This is a genomic window from Roseovarius carneus, from assembly GCF_020141465.1.
In the GTDB taxonomy this organism is placed as follows: Bacteria; Pseudomonadota; Alphaproteobacteria; order Rhodobacterales; family Rhodobacteraceae; genus Roseovarius; species Roseovarius carneus.
The window spans coordinates 229948-252380 of sequence record NZ_JAHSPD010000001.1; the positions used below are offsets into that span (position 1 = coordinate 229948).

A 22433-nucleotide genomic window follows, 5' to 3' on the forward strand; every position below is an offset into this window, starting at 1 on the left:
TCTCCTTTTTCAACACCCTCGGGGCGCGCCCTTCGGGATATTCGTTGCCGTGGTCCGGTCTGGGCGCCGCGGCGCCCTCGCCTCCCACATCGGGGTGCTTCCCGGCCCAGACGGGCCAGAGAAGCGATACACGTCAGCTCTGCTTGGTGACCTGCGTGAATTCCAGCTCGACCGGGGTTTCCCGGCCAAAGATCGACACCGCCACCTTGAGGCGCTGGTTGTCGTCGTCGACTTCCTCGACCATCCCGTCGAAATCTTCGAACGGGCCGTCGTTGACCTTGACCTTCTCACCCACTTCAAAGTGGATAAGCGTGCGCGGCGCTTCTTCACCCTCTGCCACACGGCCAAGGATTGTCTGCACTTCGGAGTCGCGCATCGGCATCGGGCGTCCCTGAGGGCCCAAAAAGCCGGTGACACGGTTGATGGAATTAATCAGGTGATAGCCCTGATCGGACATTTCCATCCGCACGAGAACGTAGCCGGGCATGAACCGCCGCTCCGCTGTCACTTTTTTGCCGCGCCGAATCTCGATCACTTCTTCTGTCGGGACCATCACCTCTTCGATGTCGTCCTCAAGACCGCTCTCGATCACGGATTGCCGGATCTGCTCTGCGATCTTCTTCTCGAAATTCGAGAGCACGCTGACCGAATACCACCGCTTCGCCATGCCTGATCACATCCTCATTCCGTTCGGCGCTTTGGCCGAAAATTCTGCTGTCCCGCGCGCTTGCCGCGCAGAGGCCCCGAAACACGAAATCGGCGCGCTCACCGAATCGAAGCGCGCCATATCCCGGAGGTGAGGCGGGCAATACCTTTGATTGCTGAGCGGTTCAAGGCCCGAGCGCCGAAAACCACGCGCAGATCAGAAGTTGCCCAAAATAGCCTGAAGGCCTGTGCGGATGCTAAGATCCACAATCGCGAAGAAAATCGCCGTCAGCGTGGCCATGATCAACACCATGACCGTGGTCAAAAGCACCTCGCGGCGCTGGGGCCAGACGACCTTGCTGACCTCCGAGCGGACCTGCTGAATAAACTGAACGGGGTTGGTGCGTGCCATGTGATCGTCTCTTTTCGCCTGTTTCAAGCGACATACGCCGCAGCGCGCGTGATTTCAAGGGCGCATACGCGGTGCACGCGCGCCCCTGAGGCCCCATGATCACCCCCGCCCAGAGCCGCACACGGAGCCGCGCTCAGAGATGGCGCGCCTCGGCGGCGATGCGGTCAAACGGGTCAGGTCGGCCGTCCAGACCATCGCCCATCAGGCTCGCGCGGCTGAAATCAGGCATGTAGAGCCCTTCTGTCCAGCGCTCTGGCAGTCGGTCAAGCAGGGCGTCCAGACGCATGGCAAGCCGGTCAGCCCGGTCACGCATCCGCTCGGCCCGCTCAGGATTGCGTGCATCCAGCCAGACATAGAAGCGGATAAACCCCTCGGCCACACGGGCGCCGCCCAAGGCGGCAAAGGCCGCGATCACAAGCCAGCACACCACGATCACCAGACCGAGGATCAACCAAGGCTTCCATATAACAACGAGGACAATCGGGGCAGCGATCAACACGCGCTTTTGCCAGGGGCCAGCCACACGTCGCCCTGTCAGATCCTCAATCTTGGGCATGACGCGGGCGGCACTCTGGGCGCGGCGGATATTTGCGGCCTCACGAGTTGCGGCGTCGCGGCGTGCATTACGCCCCGCAAACCCCAGAAGCTCTTCTTGGTCAACCACTTGAGGAAGCGCGGCGCGGGCATCCTCCTGACGACTCTTGGCGAGGGTTTGGGCGATAATTCTATCAACCTCGGCCTCTGAAACCGGCTCAGGTCGCGTTTGCAGAGGTTGCAGGCGGAGACCGGGACGCACATCGCGCGGGTCCACATAAAGGCCGGAAATTTCATCGGATATTGACACAGCAGCACCACTTATTCGTTGCGCCCCCACGCATATCCAGCTCGGGCACAGCAGCGTGCTCATTCCGAATAAAGCCAAGCTAGGGCGCGATTCGGGCAAAATTGTGACAAACGCGGAAATTGCGAGGCAAATGCCCCTCAATATGGCCTTAGCGTGGCGGCAGAGTTAATGACCCAGCGAAAGCACCATGGCCGCAGAGCAGTCTATAATATTCGAAAGGTTCGAAAATGGCAGGGGCAGCAGGGTTCGAACCCGCGACCTACGGTTTTGGAGACCGTCGCTCTACCAACTGAGCTATACCCCTACTGGGGGTGCGGATTAAGATAATTCGCGCTCGGGCGCAAGGCCCGATCAGCTGAGATTACCGCACGCCGCCCTTACGCCGCACTGCGCGATTTGCACCAATCGGGCGATTGCACAATTCCCTTGTCGAAAAGCGCGCTGATCTCGCGATCGTCCAGCTTCGCCACATCCCCCAACACCTCTTCGGTATGCTGGCCCAGCGCGGGCGCGACCTCGGGCGCGCGGCGCGCGTGGGACGAGAACGTGGCCGGGTGACCGGGCACAGGGTAGCGGCCCACACCGGGGTGGTCCATCTGCGTGAACATAGGGTTGGCCTCGCTCAGGTCTGCATCCTCGCGCAGCGCCTGATCAAGGGTGCGGAACTCGGACCATGTGAGACCTGCCTTATCAAACGCATCGCCAAAATCCGCCACCGCACGCGCGGCGAACCATGGCTTCAAAATCGCAGTGATCTCATCGCGCAAGACCCAGCGTTCGCCTTCAACGCGCAAATTCTGACCCGTACGCGCGGCGAGGGCGTCCATCGCCTCACCCGTATCCGTAGCCTTGACGATACCCGTCCATTGCCGGTCTGTCAGGCCAATGATCATCACCCGCCGCCCATCGGCGCAGAGAAAATCCTGACCATACGCACCGTAAAGCGCGTTGCCTGCTTTGGGCCGCGATTGACCTGTCGTGGCCGCCTCACCGATCATCCCCAAATGGCCAAGGGCCGCCGCCGCCACATCCTTGAGGGCCAGTTCAACCTCCTGCCCGCCGCCGCCGCGCAGGCGTTGACGCTCAGCTGCCATGAGGGCGGAAACCACCATGTTGCCCGCAATCAAGTCCCAGCATGGCACCACATGCGCCACCGGGTCATCGCTGCCCTCGGGGCCGGTCATGGCCGGCACGCCCAAAGACGGGTTCACGCTGTAATCCACCGCCGGGCGGCCATGACGATCCCCGGTAAGGGTGACCATGACCATATCCTCGCGCTGCTGGCTGAGGGTCTCGTAATCCATCCAGCCGCGCACCCGCAGGTTGGTGATGAAGAGCCCCGCATCATCGCCGGGTGCCGTGATGATCCGGCTGATCAACTCGCGCCCCTCGGGTGATTTCATATCGACCGCGACGGATTTCTTGCCCTTGTTGAGTCCTGCCCAAAAAAGGCTCTGCCCGTCGGGCGCAATGGGCCAGCGGCCCGCGTCAAGCCCGCCACCGATACGGTCGAAGCGGATCACCTCAGCCCCCATCTGGGCCAATGTCATCCCCGCGAGAGGCACCGCCACAAAGGCCGAGCCTTCTACAACGCGCATACCTTGCAAAATTCCCGTCATGTCATCTCCTCCCATGTGGCCGAGGCCTGCATCGTCTGGTGCCCGAGGCTCGTCCCGGCCCAAAGCCGGAGCGTCCCGTCCTCCCATGTGCCGCGCAGATGCAATCCATCGTCGTGAAAAAGCGGGTGAACCCCGCGAAATGTGAACCCGTCAGGCGTGCGCCCCTTGGTGCGCGCCGCCCCCGCGATCAGCCGTGTGGCCTGAAGCGGGCCATGCACGACAAGGCCGGGGTAGTTTTCGACCTTTTGCGCATAGGGCAGATCAAAATGAATGCGGTGCGCGTTGAACGTGCAGGCCGAGTACCGAAACAGAAGCGCCTCATTGACCCGCACATCCTCAGCGTAGGCCGCGCCCTCGGGTAAAGGCTGCTTGCGGGGTGGGGTGAAGCTATCGGGGATGGCGAGGTAAACGATATCCTGCCGCTCCGTTATGGCCAGCCCGTCCTCACCATGAACCTCGTGATCGACTGTGACGAACACCATCGGCCCTGTCGCGCCATGCTTCTCGCTGACCTTCGCGATGGTCGAATGGCGGGTGATCACCTCGCCCACATGGAGCGGCGCATGAAACGTCAAAGCGCCCCCGGCCCACATCCGCCGCTCCAGCGGTACGGGCGGCAAAAACCCCCCAAGCGCCGGATGACCATCCTTGGCCAAAGCATTGTTGGGCACGGTCGGCAGGATGGCGCACCAATGCCACAGCTGCGGCAGGACATCGCCCATGCGCGGCGCATCGCCATGTTCCAGCGTGGCCGCCAGCATCGCAGCCATCGTCGCGTCGATGCTGCCGCTGGACATATCCTGCTTGCCCGCCCAAGCGGTGAGATTGACCTGATCCATAGGTCTTCCTTTTGTTCGAATTGCGCCGTACATGGCGGGTTTTTCAAATAATATCAAATGTTTTTAATGGGTTATCGGAATGCAACGGCATGCAGAAACCGCGATGCTGCATCTGCACCTCCCGCAAAACTCTTGAAACCATTCACAGTTTTGCAGTCACGCTGCGCTGCGGCGTGATATTGTAATTGCACCGCTTTGCGACAGCCCGCCGCAGGGGAAGGTGCGCGTGCTTATTTTATAGGCAGTGTTGGGCCGGGATCAGCTTTCCGGCGCCAGGACCACATCAGGCTCGGTTACGATCAACGTAGATTGCACAGACGCCGCCTGCGCGGCAGCCCCTGTCGCCACAACATCCGCAGAAGCGTCTGTAGCCTCTGTAGCACCGTCTGCTGCCGCATCCGTGGCCTCTTCGGCTGCCACCGCAGCCTCTGCCTCCGCATCAACCTGCGCCTGCGCAGCCCGTTGCGCGCGCAGGACGGCCTTATTCGCCTCCGCCCCGCCGAACCATTCCTTGTCAAGGTTTTCACGCACCAGCCAGTTCTGGATAAGCTTCGCCGCGTTGCGGCTGAGGTTCTCCATCTGAACCTCCTTGGACTGCGTGAGGCCAGAGCTGATCATCGTGCTACCCGAGATCGTCTCAACGATCGTGATCTGCTCAGGCTTTTCATTCAGCTTCTTGCCTGCCGCATCATCCCACGCCGTCACGTTGACAATCAGCGCCGATTTGGGCGATGCGACCAACGGTATCCCCGGCACAGCCAGCACATACCCCTCAACCGAAATCCCCAAGTGATAGAGCCTGGCGCCTTGATAGCGGCTGAACCGCTCGTCGATCGCCGCTTTCACCGAGGCTGCCCATTCTTCTTCCGTCGCATCGCGCGAGGCAGGGCCCTTGGTCAGGTTTGGCGCCACCACCACGTTATGGCCCAGCGCGAAATCCCCCAAAGGCACGGGCGCGCTGTCCAGATCATTGGCATTGGTGCACGCACTCACCAAAGCAAGGCCACAGCACAGCGCGGCAAGACGGGTGAGTTTTCGATGGGCGAACATGAGGCGGCAGCCTTCCTATGATATCTTCCTGCAAAGCGATTTAGCCCATGGGGCGGGGCGCTGCAATCATTTGCCCGTGCAGGCCTCTCGCCCTAAATCCTCCGTAGTCATCATCCGGAGATAAAATGCCCCCATCCAGCCCCTCCGTTGCCGTGTCGCTCCCGGTGGAGCCGATGGGCCTGTTGCGCAGCCTCACCGCCGCGCGGCGCAATATTCTCAGCATTATCCCCAAGGCCGCCACGCAGGAGCCTATCGTCTCGGGGCGCACCGGGCGGCGATGGCACATGATCACCGATCCCGGCGCCCTGCGCGAGATATTGCTGGAGCGGGTCGAGGATTATCCCAAATCCGTCGTCACAAAGAACCTGCTGCGCCCGGCGATCGGCGACTCGCTCTTTATCGCGGAGGGCGCGCATTGGCGTTGGCAACGCCGCGCGGCGGCCCCGGCTTTTTCGCACCGCAACGTGATGAACCTCGCCCCGATCATGACCGCCGCCGCCGAGCGGAGCGCCGAACGGATCGCCGCCGCTGGCCCCCGCGCGATTGATATGGCCGAGGATATGGTCCGCACCACATTCGATGTAATTGCCGAAGTGACCTTCTCCGGCGGTGGCGCGATGGATGCGGATGCGGTCCACCACGCCATCGACGGGTATATTGCGCAGGCGGGCAAGATATCGCTTTTCGATTTCATGGGCCTGCCCGATTGGGTGCCGCGCCCCGGCCGCATCACCCCCGATAAGGGGATGGCCGATATGAAAGCCTTCGCCGATGAGGCGGTGGAAGCCCGCCGCCAGCGCGGTGCGCAAGGCGTGCCAGACCTGCTGGATCTTCTGCTGGAGGGCGAAGACCCAAAGACCAAACGCCAGATGACCACCGAGGAATTGCGCGACAACCTGCTGACCTTCATCGTGGCGGGCCATGAGACGACCGCGCTGACACTGGCATGGTCGCTCTATCTCTGCGCCTATGACACCCGCGTGCAAGACAAGGCCCGCAGCGAGATCGCAGCCGCCCTTGGGGGCCGTGCGGCCACCGGCGATGACGTGGCCAACCTGCCCTATATCCGCCAAATCGCCGACGAGGCGCTGCGTCTCTATCCGCCCGCCGCCCTCGTCTCGCGCACGGCGATGAAAGACGACACGCTTTGCCGCACCGAGATCCGCATTGGCGACACGGTAATTGTGCCGATATATGCGCTGCACCGGCATCACGCGCTCTGGGATGCGCCCGACAGTTTCCGACCCGAACGGTTTGAGGATCGCAAAGCCGTGCCGCGCTACAGCTACCTGCCGTTCGGCGATGGCCCACGCGTCTGCATCGGGGCAAGCTTTGCGTTGCAAGAGGCCGTGATCATCCTCGCCACCCTTCTGGGCCGTTTCCGTTTCACGCCCGTAAAGGGCCGCGACCCCGATCCGGTAATGATCCTGACCCTGCGCCCTGAGGGCGGTGTCTGGCTTCAGGCCGAGGCGGTTTGACCCGCGAGCCGCGCGCAAGATTTCAATCGCAAACCGCCCGAAGCGCCGCCCATTCCGCCTCGGTCAGAACCGGGCTGGTCGCACCCTGCCCCTCTGCATGGTTGCGCGCGGCTTCTGCGCGCGCAGCACTTGCCGGGTGGCTGGAAAAATACGCAGGCAGCGCGGGCATCCCACCTTCCATATCCGCCAAAACGTCAAAGAAGTCCGCCATGGCTGCGCTGCTCACACCTGCGCGGCTCAGCATATCAAGCGCGAAGATATCCGCCTTGGCCTCGGCCTCGCGCGTGTAGCTCGCCTGAAGCATACGCTCGCCCAGAAACACCGCAGCAGCGCCCCCGGTTACATCGCCCAGCACCATCGACAAAATCCCCGCAGATCCTGCCGCGCGCAATGCATGGCGCGTGGCGTCCCGCCGCTCCACATGGGCAATCTCATGGGCCAGAACGGCGGCCACCGCATCGGGTCCGCTGGCGTTCTCCAACAGGCCGCGCATGATCACGATCTGCCCGCCAGGGGCGGCAAAGGCGTTGATCATCTCATGATCAAACACCTGCATCTCCAGACCGTAGCTCACATCGCTCCCCGCCGTCAGCCGCGCGGTCATGGCATCCAGTGCCGCCAACCCCTCAGGGGCCTCGCAGCGCAGCTCCCCCAGCCGCTCTGCCCCGAGCGCCCGCTCGATCTGCGACACAACGGATTTGCCGAATGTCACTTCCCGCTCCACCGGGATCAGCCCAGCAAGCGTATCCGCCATGCGCGGCAGGATCACGAAGAGCATGAGCACCACAGCCGCCACAGCCAACGCACCGCGTTTGATCAGCCGCCCCCACGCCCCCGCACGCATGTCAGTTTTCAAAAGCTCCGGGCAAAGCGTCATCAACTCCTCGCTCAGCGCGGCGCTGGTCACCGTCAGCCGTGCGGGATCACGCGGGGCGGCATAGTCAGACGCGGCATGAAGCGTCACTGTAAGCCGCCCGGGGCGCGCCCGGTCGCGCAGCGCGCGCAGATCCGGCAGAGGCCAGCTTAACGGCTCAGGCAGGCTGGAGCCTACGATTTGCAAATGCCGGCGGTCGGCGCTCACCGTGACCTGCACCTCATGACGTGCCGAGGTGATCCCATCAAAATACCGGCCCTTCACAGGCAGCATCAGATCGCCCCCCCAACATCCAGCGCATCGGCAAAGCCTTCGGCATCTGCGCCCGTATCCCCCGCCCGCTGGCGGATATCGTCAAGCGCGCTCACGTTCAAAATCTGAACCCTGCCCACCACATAGGCAATCAGCGGCTGCGTCACCCAAACCAGCGACAGCGCGCCAACCACTGCGAAACCCAGCATGTAAAGAAGCACGAAGGGGATGATCAGCAGCCCGAATTCCATCGCCTCAAGCCCCACAAGGGTTGTCATCACAGCCCCCGGAACCCCAAGGATCACAGAGGCCAAGAGCGCCACGATCAGCGTGCCAAAAAATGCGATGCGCACAACCCGCCCGGTCTCGGGTGTTGCCTCAAATGCGATGTGCCCGTTCAGAGTTTTCATCGACGTGAGATAGGCAAACGCCCGCACCCGGTAAGACACAAAGCCCACCAGCAGCCAGATCGGCCCAATGAGACCCGCAAGGATGCCAAACGCGATCCGCTCGAATGCCAAAAGCCCAACGCTGAGAACGATCAGGCCAATCCCGATCAACACATGCTTCATGACAGGGTAAAGGGCGGTCCAAGAGCCGCCTTGCGCGAACTGCGCATCCCCAAACCATGTGCGGTCCACCATGTATTTCTCCAGCCAGAAGGTCTGACGCGGCATCAAGAGGCCAAGGCTCACAATTGTCACAGTCCAATGCGCCATCGCCCGCCACGCATACCCCCACGCCGCTGCCTCCGCGCCAAAGCGCACACCGCGCCACCGGGTCCGCGCCAGCTTGTACCGTCGCGCCCGGTATTGGGCGAAGAAGATCAACGGCGTGACCGCCAAAAGCGGCAGCACAAAGGCCCCAAACTGCAAAAAGGCCTGCCCCGGCGCCTCAGAGGCGTCCAAGAGCGACAGACCAAAAAAGAAGAGGAACATCTGTAAGATGCCGAGATACACCGCGAGGATCACAAGGGCGGCCAGAAACCCAAGAAATTTCTCCAGCCCGGTGCCCGTATACTCAAAACTGTCACCATCGCCGGCCACTGAGGACCAGATATATTTGCGGATGCGCGTCTTGGCCCAGAAACGGTAAATGCCCAGCGTGATCGTGGTCAGCACGGCGGTGCGCAACGCGAGCCAGAAAAGCGCGCGGCGCTCGCCGTGATACTCGCCTGCGATCCGATCCGTCATCGCTCGCCTCATCTCGCGTTCATGCCTCATCACCATCTGGTGCGTGGCCCCGGCAGCTTAGGTGAATTTATTATCCCTCGGGAAGCCACGTGGCGCCATGCGACCTGCGCCCGCGCGCTTACCAATCCACTCGCTCAGCTCGGTCTCGCTGCGGGTGCGCCCGGCGGGGTCATGCCAGCTCAGCCCTTCGGCAAGCGCAAAGCTTGTTGCGTCCGACAGGCCGCCATCCTTGTATTTTTGCAACCTGACACCCTTGCCTCTCCCCATTTCAGGCAGCTCGGACAGGTCAAAAATCAATACTTTCCGGTTCTCACCAACAACCGCGAGGTGATCCCCCGCCACAGGATGGCACACCAGGGCGCGCGTCTCGCCGCGTACATTCAGCACCTGTTTGCCGCTGCGCGTTTGGGCCATCACCTCATCTTCTGGCACTATGAATCCGTCGCCCGCGTTTGAAGCCACGATCAGTTTGCGACCCGGTTTGTGGATGAAGAGATCGACGATCCCCGCCTCATTGGGCAGGTCCACCATCAGGCGCAGAGGCTCGCCCATGCCGCGCCCACCGGGCAGGTTGGCGGCGGAAATTGTATAAAACCGCCCGTTCTCGGCAAAGGCCAGAAGGCGATCGGTCGTCTCCGCGTGGAACATGAAGCGCGGCGCGTCACCGTCCTTGAACTTCAACTCGCGGGTAAGGTCGATATGCCCTGTGAGCGCGCGGATCCAGCCCATTTCCGAGCAGACCACTGTAATCGGCTCGCGCTCGATCATCGCCTCAAGCGGCACATCCTCGACCTCGCCCGCTTCGGCAAAGCTTGTGCGGCGCGCCCCTACGCTTTGGCCCTTGAGGGTATAGCCCTTGCCGAATGCCTTCTTCACCTCGCGCAGCTGATCGGCGATCGCATCCCATTGCAGCGCGGCACTGTCCAGAAGATCGTCGAGCGCCGCCCGCTCTTCCATCAGCGCACTTTGCTCGCGCAAAAGCTCGATTTCCTCAAGGCGGCGCAAGCTGCGCAGGCGCATATTGAGAATGGCCTCGGCCTGCACATCGCTGAGGCCGTCTTCGCCGGACGGGGCGGGCGGCACATACTCGGCCTCGGTCATCGCGCGGGTAAAGGCGCGACCCCAATCCTCGCGCATCAACGCGGCTTTCGGCTCATCATCATAGCGGATGATATCAATCACCCGGTCGAGGTTGAGAAAGGCCACAATCAGCCCTTCCAGCACCTCAAGCCGGTGGTCGATCTTCTCCATCCTGTGCCGCGAGCGGCGCTCCAGCACCTCGCGTCGGAAATCGAGAAAGGCGCGCAGCACCTCCTTCATGGAACAGACCTTCGGCGTCACCCCGTCGATCAGCACGTTCATGTTGAGCGAGAACCGCACCTCAAGATCAGAGTTGCGATACATCATCCCCATCAACACCTCGGGATCGACATTTTTCGAGCGCGGCTCAAGGATCAGGCGGATATCATCGGCGCTCTCGTCGCGCACATCGCCAAGGATCGGGATTTTCTTGAGGTGGATCACCTCGGCGATCTTCTCGATCAGCTTGGATTTCTGCACCTGATAGGGGATCTCGGAGATCACGATCTGCCACTGCCCACGGCCCAGATCCTCCACCTCCCAGCGGCAGCGCAGCCGGAAGCTGCCCCGGCCCGTCCGGTAAGCATTGGCAATGTTCTCAGGCGGCTCCACGATGATACCCCCGGTGGGGAAATCAGGGCCGGGCACGAAATTCAAAAGCGTGTCGTCGCGCGCATCGGGCGTCTTGATCAGATGCAGGCAGGCATCGACCAACTCGGCGATATTATGCGGCGGAATGTTTGTGGCCATCCCAACCGCGATCCCCGAGGAGCCATTGGCCAACAGGTTCGGGAAACTTGCGGGCAGGACCACAGGCTCGGTCAGGGTGCCGTCATAATTCTCCCGAAAATCAACGGCATCCTCGGCCAGCCCTTCCAGCAAGGCTTCGGCCACCGCCGTCATCCGCGCTTCGGTATAACGCGCGGCAGCCGGGTTATCGCCGTCAATATTGCCGAAATTCCCCTGCCCGTCGACCAGCGGATACCGCACCGCGAAATCCTGCGCCAAACGCGCCATCGCATCGTAAATCGCGGCATCGCCATGCGGGTGATAGTTGCCCATCACATCGCCGCTGATCTTGGCGGATTTTCGGAAGCCCCCGGTAGAGCTTAATCGCAGCTCGCGCATCGCGTAAAGGATGCGGCGATGCACAGGCTTTAGTCCATCACGCGCATCGGGCAGCGCGCGGTGCATAATCGTGCTGAGCGCATAAGTGAGATACCGCTCGCCAAGGGCACGGCGCAGCGGCTCGGCAATCGCTTCTGGGATATCTTGGGTGTCGCTCATGAAATGGGTGATACCTGTGGCATGATTGCTCGTAAAGCACCGCTCCGGGGAAATCTTCGGCCATTTCCCATATAGGCCGCGCGCGAATCGTGTAGAAGTTACGCATTGCTAGTGTTTGTACGATTTTGGGGGATGCGCGATGTGGCGCTTTATGCTTGTGACGTTCGGCTTTTTAGGCTGGGCGTTTTATGAAATGAGCGGGGGTGCTGCCTACAGCCCCGTAAAAAATTCACTTCAAGTCGCATGGGTGGACAAGCCCCTCTTCGCACGCCCTGCACCTGTGATGGTCATGGCCGTGGTCGGGGATGAACCGCCCGCCCAAACCACATCTGCAAAAAAGCAGAACAAAACAGCCCGCGCGCGCACCCTTACCAATGCCCCCCAAGACGTGGGCGCCGAGCAGATCGTGACCCGCAACGCAGCGGCCGCGCCCAGCGTCAACGGGATGGAAGAGTTTGTCATTACCCTCGCCTCCACTTCGCAAACGCTGCAAAACGGCGCACAACCGCTAGCTGCGGAGATAGATCTTGGCGGCTTGGGCGCGTTCTCCGCAGAAACGCTGGTGCGCAACGTGAACCTCGTCCCCATCGATCAAGCGGTGATCGCAGCCCCCGTCGAGGCGGCAGATATCCGCAGCATCGCCCGCGCCCTCGCCAATATGCGCAACGGCCCCGGCGCGAATTTCGGCAAAATCGCACAGCTGACGGCCGGCACCCCGGTGGAGATACTGGACCAAGCCGATAACGGCTGGATGAAATTGCGTAATATGGACTCAGGGCAAGTCGGATGGATGGCCGACTGGTTGGTCACCGCGTCCAACTGAAACCCGGTAAAGAGATTGCACCGGACGCAGCACCGCTCTAGCGTCCGGCCATGACTGAAAAATCCCTCCTGATCACCGGCTGCTCTTCGGGCATCGGCTATGATGCGGCCACCCGAATGCGGGCGCGCGGCTGGCGTGTCTTTGCGTCGTGCCGCAAAGCCGAAGACTGCGCCCGACTGATCGCAGAAGGGTTTGAAAGCCCCCTGATTGATTACAGCGACACCAACACGATTTACACCGGTCTGGCCGAGGTTCTTGAAGCCACGGGCGGGCGTCTGGACGCGCTTTTCAACAATGGCGCCTATGCCTGCCCCGGTCTGGTCGAGGACCTGCCGACGGATGCGCTGCGCCATATCTTTGAGGCTAATTTCTTCGGTTGGCACGAGCTTTCGCGCCTTGTGATCCCCGTCATGCGGGCACAGGGCGCGGGGCGGATCGTGCAGAACTCTTCCATCTTGGGCTTCGTCACCCTGCCATGGCGGGGGGCTTACAACTCCACGAAACACGCGCTGGAGGGGCTCAGCGATACTCTGAGGATCGAGATGAAGGGCACCGGGGTCGAGGTGATCTTGATCGAGCCCGGCCCCGTGACGTCCAAAATCCGCCAAAACGCGATCCCACATTTTGAGCGCTGGATCGACTGGGAATCCTCCCCGCGCAGCGAAGCCTACCGCGCGGGCCTGCAAAAACGGCTCTACGAGGATTCTAGCCCCGATAAGTTTGAGCTTCCGGCCTCTGCCGTGACGAAAAAGCTCATTCACGCGCTTGAGGCCCGCCGCCCCCGTGCGCGCTATTATGTGACCACGCCCACGCATGTCATGGGCTTTCTCAAACGCGTGCTGCCGACACGTGCGCTTGATTGGCTTTTGGCGCGCGCATGACGGTGAGTGCTGAGGATTTAGGGTTCGCTTTTGCCCTGCGGCGGCCTACATGGGCGAGAGACCGAGAATGGGGATATCAATGTTAAACGATCCACTTTTTATCATCACCGCGATTGCTTGCGGTGTCGTGGCCGTCATTTTGGCCATGGGCATCAGCACCTTCGGCAAAGAGGGCAAGGACAATGGCAAACGCGCCAACAAGTTCATGCGCTGGCGTATCATCGCGCAGTTCATCGCGGTCGCGCTGATCCTCATCTTTGTATACATCCGCAGACAGACAGGGGGCTGAAAAGCATGGTTGTTCTGAACAAAATCTACACAAAAACAGGCGACAAGGGCGAAACGGCTCTGGGCAACGGAAGCCGCGTGGCGAAACACTCAATGCGGGTCAGCGCCTATGGCACCGTGGATGAGACCAACGCGACCGTGGGCCTCGCGCGCCAACACGCAACCGCTGAGACGGACAAAGCGCTGGCGCGTATCCAAAACGACCTCTTCGATCTGGGCGCGGACCTCTGCCGCCCCGACATGGAGAGCGACGCCGAGGCCGAATACACGCCCCTGCGCATGACAGATGCCCAAGTCGCGCGGCTGGAGGCGGAGATCGACGTGATGAACGATATGCTGGAGCCGCTGCGCAGCTTCATCCTGCCCGGTGGTACGCCGCTTGCGGCCTATCTGCACCTGTGCCGCACCGTGTCGCGCCGCGCCGAGCGGCTGAGCGTGGAGCTTGCCACCATTGAGACGGTGAACCCCGCCGCGGTAAAATACCTCAACCGGTTGAGTGATTGGTTCTTTGTGGCTTCGCGCATTGCCAATAATGGCGGCAAGGATGACGTGCTTTGGGTTCCGGGGGCGAACCGCGAATAGTGGCGGGTCGCTTGCCTCAAGGGATCGGACGCGCAGCAAAATTACCGGTGGCGCGCATTTATTTTTCCAGATGTGACGCAGTAGAGTAGCAGCGTGACGATTTTACCCTGTTTTGCGCGGTCCGCTTTCGCTAGAACCACGCGAGAGAGACAATAGGAACAGAGTCGCACCCCGGCTCAGAAGCACTAAAGGAGACCATGCCAATGAAGGTGATCGTGCCTGTCAAACGCGTGATTGACTATAACGTGAAAGTCCGCGTGAAGGCGGATGGGAGCGGCGTCGATCTTGCCAATGTGAAAATGTCTATGAATCCATTCGACGAGATTGCTGTCGAAGAGGCGATCCGCCTCAAGGAAGCGGGCAAGGTGAGCGAAGTGATCGCTGTCTCCATCGGCGTGAAGCAAAGTCAGGAAACCCTGCGCACGGCGCTTGCGATGGGGGCGGACCGCGCGATCCTCGTGATTGCAACCGATGATGTGCATAACGACATTGAGCCGCTCGCGGTCGCCAAAATCCTCAAGGCGATCATCGACGAAGAGCAGCCCGGCCTTGTGCTGGCAGGCAAGCAGGCGATTGACAACGACATGAATGCCACGGGCCAGATGCTCTCGGCGCTTCTGGGTTGGAGCCAAGGCACCTTCGCATCGGGCCTCGATATCGAGGGCGATCATGCGCTCGTGACCCGCGAAGTCGATGGCGGCCTGCAAACGATCAGGGTGAAGATGCCCGGCATCATCACCGTCGATCTGCGCCTCAACGAGCCGCGCTATGCAAGCCTCCCCAACATCATGAAGGCGAAGAAAAAGCCGATGGATGAGAAAACCGCCGCCGATTACGGCGTCGACGTGACACCGCGCCTCGCCGTGGTCTCAACCGCCGAGCCTGCGACGCGCAAGGCCGGTGAAATGGTTGGCTCGGTGGACGAGCTTGTGGCGAAACTCAAAGAAGCGGGGGCCGTATAATGGCTGTTCTTCTCCTTGCCGAAGTGACGGATGGTGAATTGGCGATGGACGCGACGGCGAAGGCCGTGACAGCGGCCCAAAGCCTTGGTGATGTGACTGTACTCTGCGCAGGGTCCAATGCTGCCGCCGCAGGCGACGCTGCTGCGAAAATCACGGGCGTGGCCAAGGTGTTGGTCGCCGAGGATGCCTCGCTGGGTCATCGCTTGGCCGAACCCACAGCGGCGCTCATTGTGAGCCTTGCGGGCGATTATTCGCATATCGTCGCACCCGCCACGACGGACGCCAAGAACGTGCTGCCCCGCGTGGCGGCCCTTCTGGATGTCATGGTGATCTCGGATGTCTCTGGCGTGGTTGACGCCGCCACGTTCGAGCGGCCCATCTACGCGGGCAACGCGATCCAGACCGTGAAATCCTCGGACAGCACCATAGTGGTCAGCTTCCGTACCGCAGCGTTTGATGCAGCAGCGGAAGGCGGATCAGCCTCGGTCGAGACAATCTCCGCCGCTGCCAATCCAGGCCTCTCGGAATGGGTAGAAGACAAGGTCGCGACCTCTGACCGCCCCGAGCTGACCTCCGCAGGCGTTGTCGTCTCAGGCGGGCGCGGTGTCGGATCGCTTGATGATTTCGCCATGATCGAGAAACTGGCGGACAAGCTGGGTGCTGCCGTGGGCGCGAGCCGCGCGGCGGTCGATTCGGGCTATGCTCCGAATGATTGGCAGGTTGGTCAGACCGGCAAGGTCGTCGCGCCAGATCTTTACGTCGCCGTCGGCATCTCTGGGGCCATTCAGCACCTCGCTGGCATGAAAGACTCCAAGATCATCGTCGCGATCAACAAAGACGAAGAAGCCCCGATTTTTCAGGTAGCCGATTACGGCCTCGTGGCCGATCTCTTCGACGCAGTACCTGAGCTGACTGAAAAACTCTGATCTTTCAAGATGTGACATGAAAAGGCCCGCCAGAACCGGCGGGCCTTTTTGCATTCAGATACGGACATGTTCCACCACGATAGGTAAAAGCGCCGCGGCCGCCTCCGCATGGGCGGCAGGCCCCAAAAGCTCGCATGCGGCACTCCCCTCCAACTCCGAGAAGACCATCCCCCGACTGCCCAGCGCCAACGCCTCGGCGCTCACGGTCGCGTCAATCACACAGGCCACCTGCGGCCTTACCGCATCCAGCATGGCGCATGTCACAAAGGCCGGATCATGCACCAGATCAGGCGAGGCGGCACTCTCCTGCGGCGCATGAGCTGACATCCACAACAGCGCCACAGGGGCCGTCACCTGATGCAGCAAAACTCGCATCCGCGCGATCCATGCTGCCTGCAACTCATCACGAATCAGATCAAAGCGATCCGGCGCCACCCCCCGCAAATGTCGGAGCATATGGCGCGTGAAATGAAACTCGGTGAAGTCCACCTCGCGAAACACGCTCTTGAGCGAGGCGGAGGCTTTCACAAAGCGATCATTGCGCCTCGGATGCACAGTGTAGAACCGGTTCGACATATTGAGCGCGGGCGGTACCTGAAGCACCACGAGCCTTGCATTATTGGCGATCGAGAGCACGCCAGGATCGTTCAAAAACACATCAATCCCCGCATTGGGCAGCCCGAAATTCACACAAGTGACCCCTGTCCGCGCCTCGAGAAGCGCCGGGAACGGCGCCTCGATAAACTTGCCATAGGTCTCCGTACCACCAAGGCAGGCCACATAGGGCGCATCAAACTCCCGGCGCGGCCCGCGAAAGAGAAGTTTGGACGCGCCATAGCGGCACGGCATATAGTCTAAGGGGCTCTGCCCCAGCTTTTCATAAGCCATAGTTCCCACCGTTCTTACTCACCCAAGAGGGAGAATCGGTGCAAGCAGTTGAGATTTCTCTAATGCGCAAATTCGCCTAAATCTGTTCGCGATCTCGCCCCTTGCGGGGCCCTGCCCGGGGCGCGTATCTTTGGGCAGAACATAGGCGCAAAAGGGCATGTATATGGAAATCCGCACTATCGGCGTCGTCGGCGCAGGGCAGATGGGCAACGGCATCGCGCATGTGATGGCTCTGGCAGGATACGACGTGAAGCTGACCGATATCAGCGCGGATGCTCTGACCTCGGCCATGGATATCATGCGCAAGAACATGGAGCGGCAGGTCAGCCGCGAAAAGATCAGCGGCGATGAGATGGAGACGGCCCTCGCCCGCATCCGCACGACCACCACCCTGACAGATCTGGGTCCGTCCAACCTGATCATCGAGGCCGCGACCGAGCGCGAAACCGTCAAACAGGCGATCTTCGAGGACCTGCTGCCACATCTCGCAACCGACACGATCCTCACGTCAAACACATCCTCCATCTCGATCACGCGCCTTGCCAGCCGCACGGACCGGCCCGAGAAATTCATGGGGTTCCACTTCATGAACCCGGTGCCCGTGATGCAGCTTGTCGAGCTGATCCGGGGCATCGCCACGGACGAACCGACATTCAACGCCTGCAAGGCAGTTGTCGACCGCTTGGGCAAAACATCCTCCTCGGCGGAGGATTTTCCGGGCTTCATCGTCAACCGCATCCTGATGCCGATGATCAACGAGGCAGTCTATACGCTCTACGAGGGCGTGGGGAATGTGCAATCCATCGACGGTGCGATGCGCCTTGGCGCGAACCACCCTATGGGGCCTCTGGAGCTTGCGGATTTTATCGGGCTCGACACATGCCTGGCGATCATGAACGTGCTCCATGACGGGCTGGCCGACACGAAATACCGCCCCTGCCCGCTCTTGACGAAATATGTCGAAGCCGGGTGGCTCGGTCGCAAAACCGGGCGCGGCTTTTACGATTATCGCGGCGAGAGCCCTGTGCCCACGCGTTAGATTAGCGCCAAGCCTGATCCAGTGTATTCGAGTATTTGGGCTAAGAAGAAAGCTGGATTTTTTCTTGGTTTAAATACCCAAATCGCAACGCAGGCTGCTGGTGCAGGTGGTTTAGTCTTTTTGCGCCATCTCGAAGCCGAGGTGTTTAGCGACTGTGAAGATATCCTTGTCGCCACGCCCACACATGTTCATCACCAGCAGGTGGTCGGCTGGCAGGGCTGGCGCGATTTTCATGACATGGGCGAGAGCATGGCTCGGCTCCAGCGCAGGGATGATACCTTCGGTGGTGCAGCTGAGCTGGAACGCCTCAAGCGCTTCCTTGTCAGTGATCGAGACATATTGTGCGCGGCCAATATCGTGCAGCCAGCTATGCTCGGGGCCGATGCCGGGATAATCGAGCCCGGCGGAGATAGAATAGCCCTCAAGGATCTGGCCATCATCATCTTGCAGCAGGTAAGTGCGGTTGCCGTGCAGCACGCCGGGGCGACCGCCCGTGAGGGATGCGCAATGCTCCATCTTGGCGTTCACACCCTTGCCACCCGCCTCGACGCCGATGATGTTCACATCCTTATCATCGAGAAACGGGTAGAAGAGGCCCATCGCATTTGATCCTCCACCGATCGCGGCAATCAGCGTGTCGGGCAGGCGGCCTTCGGCTGCCATCATTTGCTCTTTGGTCTCTTTGCCGATGATGCTTTGGAAATCGCGCACCATGGCCGGATAGGGGTGCGGGCCGGCAACTGTACCGATGCAATAAAATGTGTCGCGCACATTGGTCACCCAGTCACGCAGGGCGTCATTCATCGCGTCTTTAAGCGTGCCGCGCCCGGAGGTCACAGGCACGACCTCGGCCCCCAGAAGCTTCATCCTAAAGACGTTGGGCGCTTGGCGTTCTACGTCATGCGCGCCCATGTAGACGATACATTTGAGGCCAAACTTGGCACAGACAGTCGCCGTGGCCACCCCGTGCTGGCCCGCGCCTGTCTCCGCGATGATGCGGGTCTTGCCCATGCGACGCGCCAAAAGGATCTGGCCCAGCACGTTGTTAATCTTGTGCGCGCCCGTGTGGTTCAACTCGTCACGCTTGAGGTAAATCTTGGCCCCGCCCAAATGCCGTGTCAGCCCTTCGGCGAAGTAAAGCGGGCTGGGGCGGCCTACGTAATGGGTCCAGAGGTCGTTCATCTCGGCCCAGAAGCTGTCGTCGGTCTTGGCGTGCTCGTATTGCTCTTCCAGCTCAAGTATCAGGGGCATCAGCGTCTCAGACACGAACCGCCCGCCGAAATCACCAAAGCGGCCCTTATCGTCGGGGCCGGTCATGAAGCTGTTGAAGAGATCATTCATAGCACTGTCTTTCCGATGCGTTTCATTGGGTCTGAATATGGGGCGGCGCAGGGAAATTCCAGCGAAATCCCTGCGTCAGTCTCCCTGAGTAATATCTCACGTGCCTGGTTCAGAGCATCCGCATCACATAGGCACGCGACCACAACTCCGGCTCGGCCAAAAGGAAGGGCAGAAAGGGCGGCGTCACGTGGACCTCTTCCCAGCGGCCCGTCTCGGTCAGGGCCTGCATAATATCGGGAAAGCCCTGCTCAACATAATGCGCTTCGAGCAGGTTAAAGACGCCGATCCCACCGGGGCGTGTGACGCGGGCCAACTCAATCAGGCTGCGGGGCGGCGCATGGCCGGGTCCGAACGCCCCGACACAGACAAAGCCCGCACAGAGATTGTCATCAATTGGGATATGCGCGCCGATATCCGTCTCGTGAAACGATTCGTACGCCTCAGTCATTGCCGCGACACAGAGCATCTCGGGCGACACATCACAGGCGATCAGATGGTCGAACCCCATCAGACGCAAAGTCTCACCCACAAGTCCCGTGCCAGACCCCGCATCCAGAACCGGGCCCGCATCAGGCTTCAGGTGCTGCGCAAGAAGACCCGCAGCAAGAAACGGCAAGCGAAACCCCCGGCTCAGATTATCGGCATTATAGCTGTGCGATCGTTTATTGTAGACCCGGCGCGTGTCCTCGGCACTTTGCGCCGCATAGACGTCTTCCAAGTGTTCGGTCCCGCTCATTGCACTCCCTCCCTTTGGCTTAGGTCAGGATGTGATGCGACCTCGGGCGCTGTCAACAAAAGCTGACATAAGATTTGCATCCTTGAGACCCGGCGCGCTTTCGATCCCTGAGGCGACATCGACCTGCGTCGCACCAGTGGCCTCAATAGCGGCGGCCACATTGTCCACGGTCAGACCGCCCGCAAGCATCCACGGCACCGGCCAGCGGCGCCCCTCGATCAAGGTCCAGTCAAAGGCCAGTGCGTTACCACCCGGCCTGTCGGCGCCCGGCGGCGGCTTCGTGTCGACCAATAGCTGATCAGCCACGCGGCCATAGGTGTCGATCTGCGGCAGATCAGCCGCTTCGCCAATCCCGATCACCTTGATCACCGGCAGGCCATAGCGCGCTTTGACCTCGCTCACACGGGCCGCCGTTTCGTGCCCGTGCAGTTGCAGCATATCAAGCGGCACAGTTGCGACAAGCTGGTCTAGCATGGCGTTATCAGCATCCACCGTCAGGGAGACTTTCGCGATGCCCTCTGGCACCTCAAGGGCAAGGGCGCGCGCGGCGTCAAACGAGACATAACGCGGTGACTTGGGAAAAAAGTTGAAGCCCAGATAGGCGGCGCCCGCAGCAACAGCCGCCGTCACGTCCGCAGCGCGGGTGAGCCCGCACATCTTGATCCGAATGTCTTTGGTCATATGATAATCAGCTGGCCTGATCGAGAAGCGCCAGAACTTCGTCCTTGCCCTCATGCTTCTCACCCTTGAGGCGGGCAAGCTCGGCGCGCAGACGCTGAATTTCGCGCGCGCGGGCAGCGGCTGTGGCACGCTCCTTGGCTTCGCGGATCCATTCCCAGATGAAGCCGAGCACGAGCCCCGCAAGAACGCTGCCGAAGATCACCACAAAGAGCGGCACCTCGTGACCAGGGTTCAACGCGGCAAACCCTGCAATCTCATCGGGCAACATCTTGACCGAGACCATGCCCCGATTGGCCAGCGCCACCAGAATCAGGGCCAGCGCGAAGATGGCGATGGAGCCGTAGCGAATGTAGCGCATGGATTACTTCCCGTTCAGCCGGTCCCGTAGCAGCTTGCCGGTTTTGAAAAACGGCACGTGCTTTTCAACAACCTGCACCGATTCGCCTGTGCGCGGGTTGCGACCTGTGCGCGCATCCCTCTGCTTGACGGAAAAAGCGCCAAACCCACGAAGCTCAACCCGGTTTCCCCCGGCCATCGCATCGGTGATTTCGTTAAAAATGGTGTTAACGATCCGCTCTACGTCACGCTGATAGAGATGAGGATTTTCATCGGCGATTTTTTGAATCAATTCCGATCTGATCATCTGTTACCCCCCGGTATTTTCGCACGAGCGTTTCTGTAACGCTTTGTTGACTATACGGATAAAGCACGCAGATCAAAACACCTAACGCGACAGTATCTCACCATTTGGGCGGCATTTTGCACCCTTCACGGGCGCTCGGGCAAATTCAAACACAGTTGATCGTTAAGGCGAGGCGCTGCGGCGCAACGCCATACTGGTCTGCGAATCGCGCCTGAAGACCGGCAGATCACCCGCCCATCACACCCCGGCGCAAAAGATTGAGCCCCGCCAAAAGCAGCACGATCAGCGTCAGACGGCGAAACATCACCTGATCAATCCGGTCCTGCACCTGAAGGCCCAGCCATTGACCGAGTATCGCAGGCGCAATCAGCACAAATGACAGCCCCACCGTCGCCGCGTTGAGCACACCAGAGCCGAAATGCGCCACCGCCAAAAGCACCGCACCGCTGCCATATATCACGCCCTGAATACGTATCTGGTCGCGCTTTTCAGTCTGCATCGCGGTCAGCATGGCAACAGTGGTCGGCCCCCAGACACCTGTCATACCGCCCAAGCACCCTGAAAGAGCGCCGATTGCCCCCTGGACCCCGCGCCCCGGCTGCGCGGGCAACGGCAGCTCCCGCCCCAACAGCATCAAAAGCGCGAACCCCGTGATGGGCACCGCAATGATCAGCAACAGCGCCTCACTGCGCATATGCGGGACAAGCTGCGCGGCCAAGACCAGCGTGACAGCGCCCGCTACCATGAAAGGCGCGAACATCCGCACCGATGCCACCGCTGCCCCCGGCCCTTGGCGGAGCGCCTGCCAGAGGTTTGTCACAAGCGTCGGCCCGATCAGCCCCGCCAACGCCACGTCGGGCGGCATGATCGTGCTGAGCCCCGAGATCAGGATCATCGGCATCCCAAATCCCACAAGCCCCTTCACCATCCCGGCAAGGATCGCCATCACGCCCGCAAAAACGTATAAAAGAAGTGGGCCCTGCCCTGACAGAAGTTCCATCCGATCTATCTATCAGGGATGATGATTTGTGGCAGGCAAATTTGACTGCGCAAGATAAGAACCTAAACAT

24 protein-coding genes and 1 tRNA gene are annotated in these 22433 nt (G+C 60.9%); 8 read left to right on the forward strand and 17 right to left on the reverse strand.

Going from position 1 to position 22433, the window contains the following annotated elements; all coding sequences use genetic code 11:
* Positions 1–133: 133 nt before the first annotated feature.
* The 7 genes from nusG to KUD11_RS01205 all read right to left on the reverse strand — a co-directional run bounded on the left by nusG (position 134) and on the right by KUD11_RS01205 (position 5409).
* Positions 134–667, reverse strand: coding sequence for a transcription termination/antitermination protein NusG (gene nusG / locus KUD11_RS01175; RefSeq protein WP_109387330.1), 534 nt, complete (start codon positions 665–667; stop codon positions 134–136).
* Between the two features lie 195 nt (positions 668–862).
* Positions 863–1057 (reverse strand): preprotein translocase subunit SecE, encoded by a 195-nt coding sequence (secE, locus tag KUD11_RS01180; protein WP_109387328.1) that lies wholly within the window; start codon positions 1055–1057, stop codon positions 863–865.
* A gap of 133 nt (positions 1058–1190) precedes the next feature.
* Positions 1191–1964, reverse strand: a complete 774-nt coding sequence (locus tag KUD11_RS01185; protein ID WP_146190873.1) for a hypothetical protein — start codon at positions 1962–1964, stop codon at positions 1191–1193.
* 165 nt (positions 1965–2129) lie between these two features.
* Positions 2130–2205: transfer RNA gene (locus tag KUD11_RS01190), tRNA-Trp, on the reverse strand.
* 73 nt (positions 2206–2278) lie between these two features.
* Positions 2279–3520 (reverse strand): CoA transferase, encoded by a 1242-nt coding sequence (locus KUD11_RS01195; protein ID WP_109387324.1) that lies wholly within the window; start codon positions 3518–3520, stop codon positions 2279–2281.
* Positions 3517–4359, reverse strand: a complete 843-nt coding sequence (locus KUD11_RS01200; RefSeq protein ID WP_224380124.1) for an FAS1-like dehydratase domain-containing protein — start codon at positions 4357–4359, stop codon at positions 3517–3519. The genes KUD11_RS01195 and KUD11_RS01200 overlap by 4 nt, the downstream gene beginning before the upstream one ends.
* Before the next feature lie 258 nt (positions 4360–4617).
* Entirely contained in the window at positions 4618–5409 is a 792-nt protein-coding gene (locus KUD11_RS01205; RefSeq protein ID WP_224380125.1) for a hypothetical protein, read from the reverse strand.
* A gap of 125 nt (positions 5410–5534) precedes the next feature.
* Between KUD11_RS01205 and KUD11_RS01210 the strand changes: the two genes are divergently transcribed.
* Entirely contained in the window at positions 5535–6887 is a 1353-nt protein-coding gene (locus KUD11_RS01210; RefSeq protein ID WP_224380126.1) for a cytochrome P450, read from the forward strand.
* Positions 6888–6909: 22 nt separating this feature from the next.
* On the opposite strand, the gene KUD11_RS01215 is transcribed toward KUD11_RS01210, so the two are convergent.
* From KUD11_RS01215 to KUD11_RS01225, 3 genes are read right to left on the reverse strand one after another with little or no spacing between them, the layout of a single operon-like run.
* Entirely contained in the window at positions 6910–8034 is a 1125-nt protein-coding gene (locus tag KUD11_RS01215) for a M48 family metallopeptidase (protein ID WP_109387322.1), read from the reverse strand.
* A complete protein-coding gene (locus KUD11_RS01220) occupies positions 8034–9206 on the reverse strand; it encodes a DUF898 family protein (RefSeq protein WP_109388394.1) in 1173 nt (390 codons plus the stop codon). The genes KUD11_RS01215 and KUD11_RS01220 overlap by 1 nt, the downstream gene beginning before the upstream one ends.
* A 57-nt stretch (positions 9207–9263) precedes the next feature.
* Positions 9264–11573 (reverse strand): DNA topoisomerase IV subunit A, encoded by a 2310-nt coding sequence (locus KUD11_RS01225; RefSeq protein WP_109387320.1) that lies wholly within the window; start codon positions 11571–11573, stop codon positions 9264–9266.
* 247 nt (positions 11574–11820) lie between these two features.
* Here KUD11_RS01225 and KUD11_RS15260 point away from each other — a divergent pair, with 247 nt between their 5' ends.
* From KUD11_RS15260 to KUD11_RS01255, 6 genes are all read left to right on the forward strand, one after another.
* Positions 11821–12396, forward strand: a complete 576-nt coding sequence (locus tag KUD11_RS15260; protein WP_181375328.1) for an SH3 domain-containing protein — start codon at positions 11821–11823, stop codon at positions 12394–12396.
* Positions 12397–12446: 50 nt separating this feature from the next.
* Complete coding sequence (locus tag KUD11_RS01235; protein ID WP_109387316.1) at positions 12447–13277, forward strand: SDR family NAD(P)-dependent oxidoreductase; 831 nt, start codon at positions 12447–12449, stop codon at positions 13275–13277.
* Positions 13278–13356: 79 nt separating this feature from the next.
* Positions 13357–13566, forward strand: coding sequence for a twin transmembrane helix small protein (locus tag KUD11_RS01240; RefSeq protein WP_109387314.1), 210 nt, complete (start codon positions 13357–13359; stop codon positions 13564–13566).
* A gap of 5 nt (positions 13567–13571) precedes the next feature.
* A complete protein-coding gene (locus tag KUD11_RS01245) occupies positions 13572–14147 on the forward strand; it encodes a cob(I)yrinic acid a,c-diamide adenosyltransferase (RefSeq protein ID WP_109387312.1) in 576 nt (191 codons plus the stop codon).
* 203 nt (positions 14148–14350) lie between these two features.
* Positions 14351–15109 carry an electron transfer flavoprotein subunit beta/FixA family protein gene (locus tag KUD11_RS01250; RefSeq protein ID WP_109387311.1) on the forward strand — a complete coding sequence of 253 codons (759 nt, stop codon included), beginning with the start codon at positions 14351–14353 and terminating at the stop codon, positions 15107–15109.
* Positions 15109–16035: an electron transfer flavoprotein subunit alpha/FixB family protein gene (locus KUD11_RS01255; RefSeq protein WP_109387309.1), complete on the forward strand. Its 927-nt coding sequence runs from the start codon at positions 15109–15111 to the stop codon at positions 16033–16035. Before KUD11_RS01250 ends, KUD11_RS01255 begins: the two co-directional genes overlap by 1 nt.
* 54 nt (positions 16036–16089) lie before the next feature.
* Here KUD11_RS01255 and KUD11_RS01260 read toward each other — a convergent pair whose 3' ends face one another.
* A complete protein-coding gene (locus tag KUD11_RS01260) occupies positions 16090–16923 on the reverse strand; it encodes a DUF6473 family protein (RefSeq protein WP_109387307.1) in 834 nt (277 codons plus the stop codon).
* Positions 16924–17086: 163 nt separating this feature from the next.
* On the opposite strand from KUD11_RS01260, the gene KUD11_RS01265 reads away from it, so the two are divergent.
* The gene (locus tag KUD11_RS01265; RefSeq protein WP_109388392.1) at positions 17087–17962 is read left to right on the forward strand and encodes a 3-hydroxybutyryl-CoA dehydrogenase; all 876 of its coding nucleotides are present in this window, start codon (positions 17087–17089) and stop codon (positions 17960–17962) included.
* 111 nt (positions 17963–18073) lie between these two features.
* On the opposite strand, the gene trpB is transcribed toward KUD11_RS01265, so the two are convergent.
* From trpB to KUD11_RS01295, 6 genes are all read right to left on the reverse strand, one after another.
* Entirely contained in the window at positions 18074–19303 is a 1230-nt protein-coding gene (gene trpB, locus KUD11_RS01270; RefSeq protein ID WP_109387305.1) for a tryptophan synthase subunit beta, read from the reverse strand.
* Between the two features lie 109 nt (positions 19304–19412).
* Positions 19413–20039 carry a class I SAM-dependent DNA methyltransferase gene (locus KUD11_RS01275; RefSeq protein WP_109387303.1) on the reverse strand — a complete coding sequence of 209 codons (627 nt, stop codon included), beginning with the start codon at positions 20037–20039 and terminating at the stop codon, positions 19413–19415.
* Positions 20040–20063: 24 nt separating this feature from the next.
* The gene (locus KUD11_RS01280; RefSeq protein WP_109387301.1) at positions 20064–20720 is read right to left on the reverse strand and encodes a phosphoribosylanthranilate isomerase; all 657 of its coding nucleotides are present in this window, start codon (positions 20718–20720) and stop codon (positions 20064–20066) included.
* A 7-nt stretch (positions 20721–20727) separates the two neighbouring features.
* Positions 20728–21078: a lipopolysaccharide assembly protein LapA domain-containing protein gene (locus KUD11_RS01285; RefSeq protein WP_109387300.1), complete on the reverse strand. Its 351-nt coding sequence runs from the start codon at positions 21076–21078 to the stop codon at positions 20728–20730.
* A 3-nt stretch (positions 21079–21081) separates the two neighbouring features.
* Positions 21082–21363 (reverse strand): integration host factor subunit beta, encoded by a 282-nt coding sequence (ihfB, locus tag KUD11_RS01290; RefSeq protein ID WP_109387298.1) that lies wholly within the window; start codon positions 21361–21363, stop codon positions 21082–21084.
* 226 nt (positions 21364–21589) lie between these two features.
* Positions 21590–22363, reverse strand: a complete 774-nt coding sequence (locus KUD11_RS01295) for a sulfite exporter TauE/SafE family protein (protein ID WP_109387296.1) — start codon at positions 22361–22363, stop codon at positions 21590–21592.
* Positions 22364–22433: the final 70 nt, after the last annotated feature.

Coding starts and splice junctions, on each gene's coding strand:
- nusG (WP_109387330.1), bottom strand. CDS start 667: ATGGCGAAGCGGTGGTATTCGGTCAGCGTGCTCTCGAATTTCGAGAAG.
- secE (WP_109387328.1), bottom strand. CDS start 1,057: ATGGCACGCACCAACCCCGTTCAGTTTATTCAGCAGGTCCGCTCGGAG.
- KUD11_RS01185 (WP_146190873.1), bottom strand. CDS start 1,964: ATGAGCACGCTGCTGTGCCCGAGCTGGATATGCGTGGGGGCGCAACGA.
- KUD11_RS01195 (WP_109387324.1), bottom strand. CDS start 3,520: ATGACGGGAATTTTGCAAGGTATGCGCGTTGTAGAAGGCTCGGCCTTT.
- KUD11_RS01200 (WP_224380124.1), bottom strand. CDS start 4,359: ATGGATCAGGTCAATCTCACCGCTTGGGCGGGCAAGCAGGATATGTCC.
- KUD11_RS01205 (WP_224380125.1), bottom strand. CDS start 5,409: ATGTTCGCCCATCGAAAACTCACCCGTCTTGCCGCGCTGTGCTGTGGC.
- KUD11_RS01210 (WP_224380126.1), top strand. CDS start 5,535: ATGCCCCCATCCAGCCCCTCCGTTGCCGTGTCGCTCCCGGTGGAGCCG.
- KUD11_RS01215 (WP_109387322.1), bottom strand. CDS start 8,034: ATGCTGCCTGTGAAGGGCCGGTATTTTGATGGGATCACCTCGGCACGT.
- KUD11_RS01220 (WP_109388394.1), bottom strand. CDS start 9,206: ATGACGGATCGGATCGCAGGCGAGTATCACGGCGAGCGCCGCGCGCTT.
- KUD11_RS01225 (WP_109387320.1), bottom strand. CDS start 11,573: ATGAGCGACACCCAAGATATCCCAGAAGCGATTGCCGAGCCGCTGCGC.
- KUD11_RS01235 (WP_109387316.1), top strand. CDS start 12,447: ATGACTGAAAAATCCCTCCTGATCACCGGCTGCTCTTCGGGCATCGGC.
- KUD11_RS01240 (WP_109387314.1), top strand. CDS start 13,357: ATGTTAAACGATCCACTTTTTATCATCACCGCGATTGCTTGCGGTGTC.
- KUD11_RS01245 (WP_109387312.1), top strand. CDS start 13,572: ATGGTTGTTCTGAACAAAATCTACACAAAAACAGGCGACAAGGGCGAA.
- KUD11_RS01250 (WP_109387311.1), top strand. CDS start 14,351: ATGAAGGTGATCGTGCCTGTCAAACGCGTGATTGACTATAACGTGAAA.
- KUD11_RS01255 (WP_109387309.1), top strand. CDS start 15,109: ATGGCTGTTCTTCTCCTTGCCGAAGTGACGGATGGTGAATTGGCGATG.
- KUD11_RS01260 (WP_109387307.1), bottom strand. CDS start 16,923: ATGGCTTATGAAAAGCTGGGGCAGAGCCCCTTAGACTATATGCCGTGC.
- KUD11_RS01265 (WP_109388392.1), top strand. CDS start 17,087: ATGGAAATCCGCACTATCGGCGTCGTCGGCGCAGGGCAGATGGGCAAC.
- trpB (WP_109387305.1), bottom strand. CDS start 19,303: ATGAATGATCTCTTCAACAGCTTCATGACCGGCCCCGACGATAAGGGC.
- KUD11_RS01275 (WP_109387303.1), bottom strand. CDS start 20,039: ATGAGCGGGACCGAACACTTGGAAGACGTCTATGCGGCGCAAAGTGCC.
- KUD11_RS01280 (WP_109387301.1), bottom strand. CDS start 20,720: ATGACCAAAGACATTCGGATCAAGATGTGCGGGCTCACCCGCGCTGCG.
- KUD11_RS01285 (WP_109387300.1), bottom strand. CDS start 21,078: ATGCGCTACATTCGCTACGGCTCCATCGCCATCTTCGCGCTGGCCCTG.
- ihfB (WP_109387298.1), bottom strand. CDS start 21,363: ATGATCAGATCGGAATTGATTCAAAAAATCGCCGATGAAAATCCTCAT.
- KUD11_RS01295 (WP_109387296.1), bottom strand. CDS start 22,363: ATGGAACTTCTGTCAGGGCAGGGCCCACTTCTTTTATACGTTTTTGCG.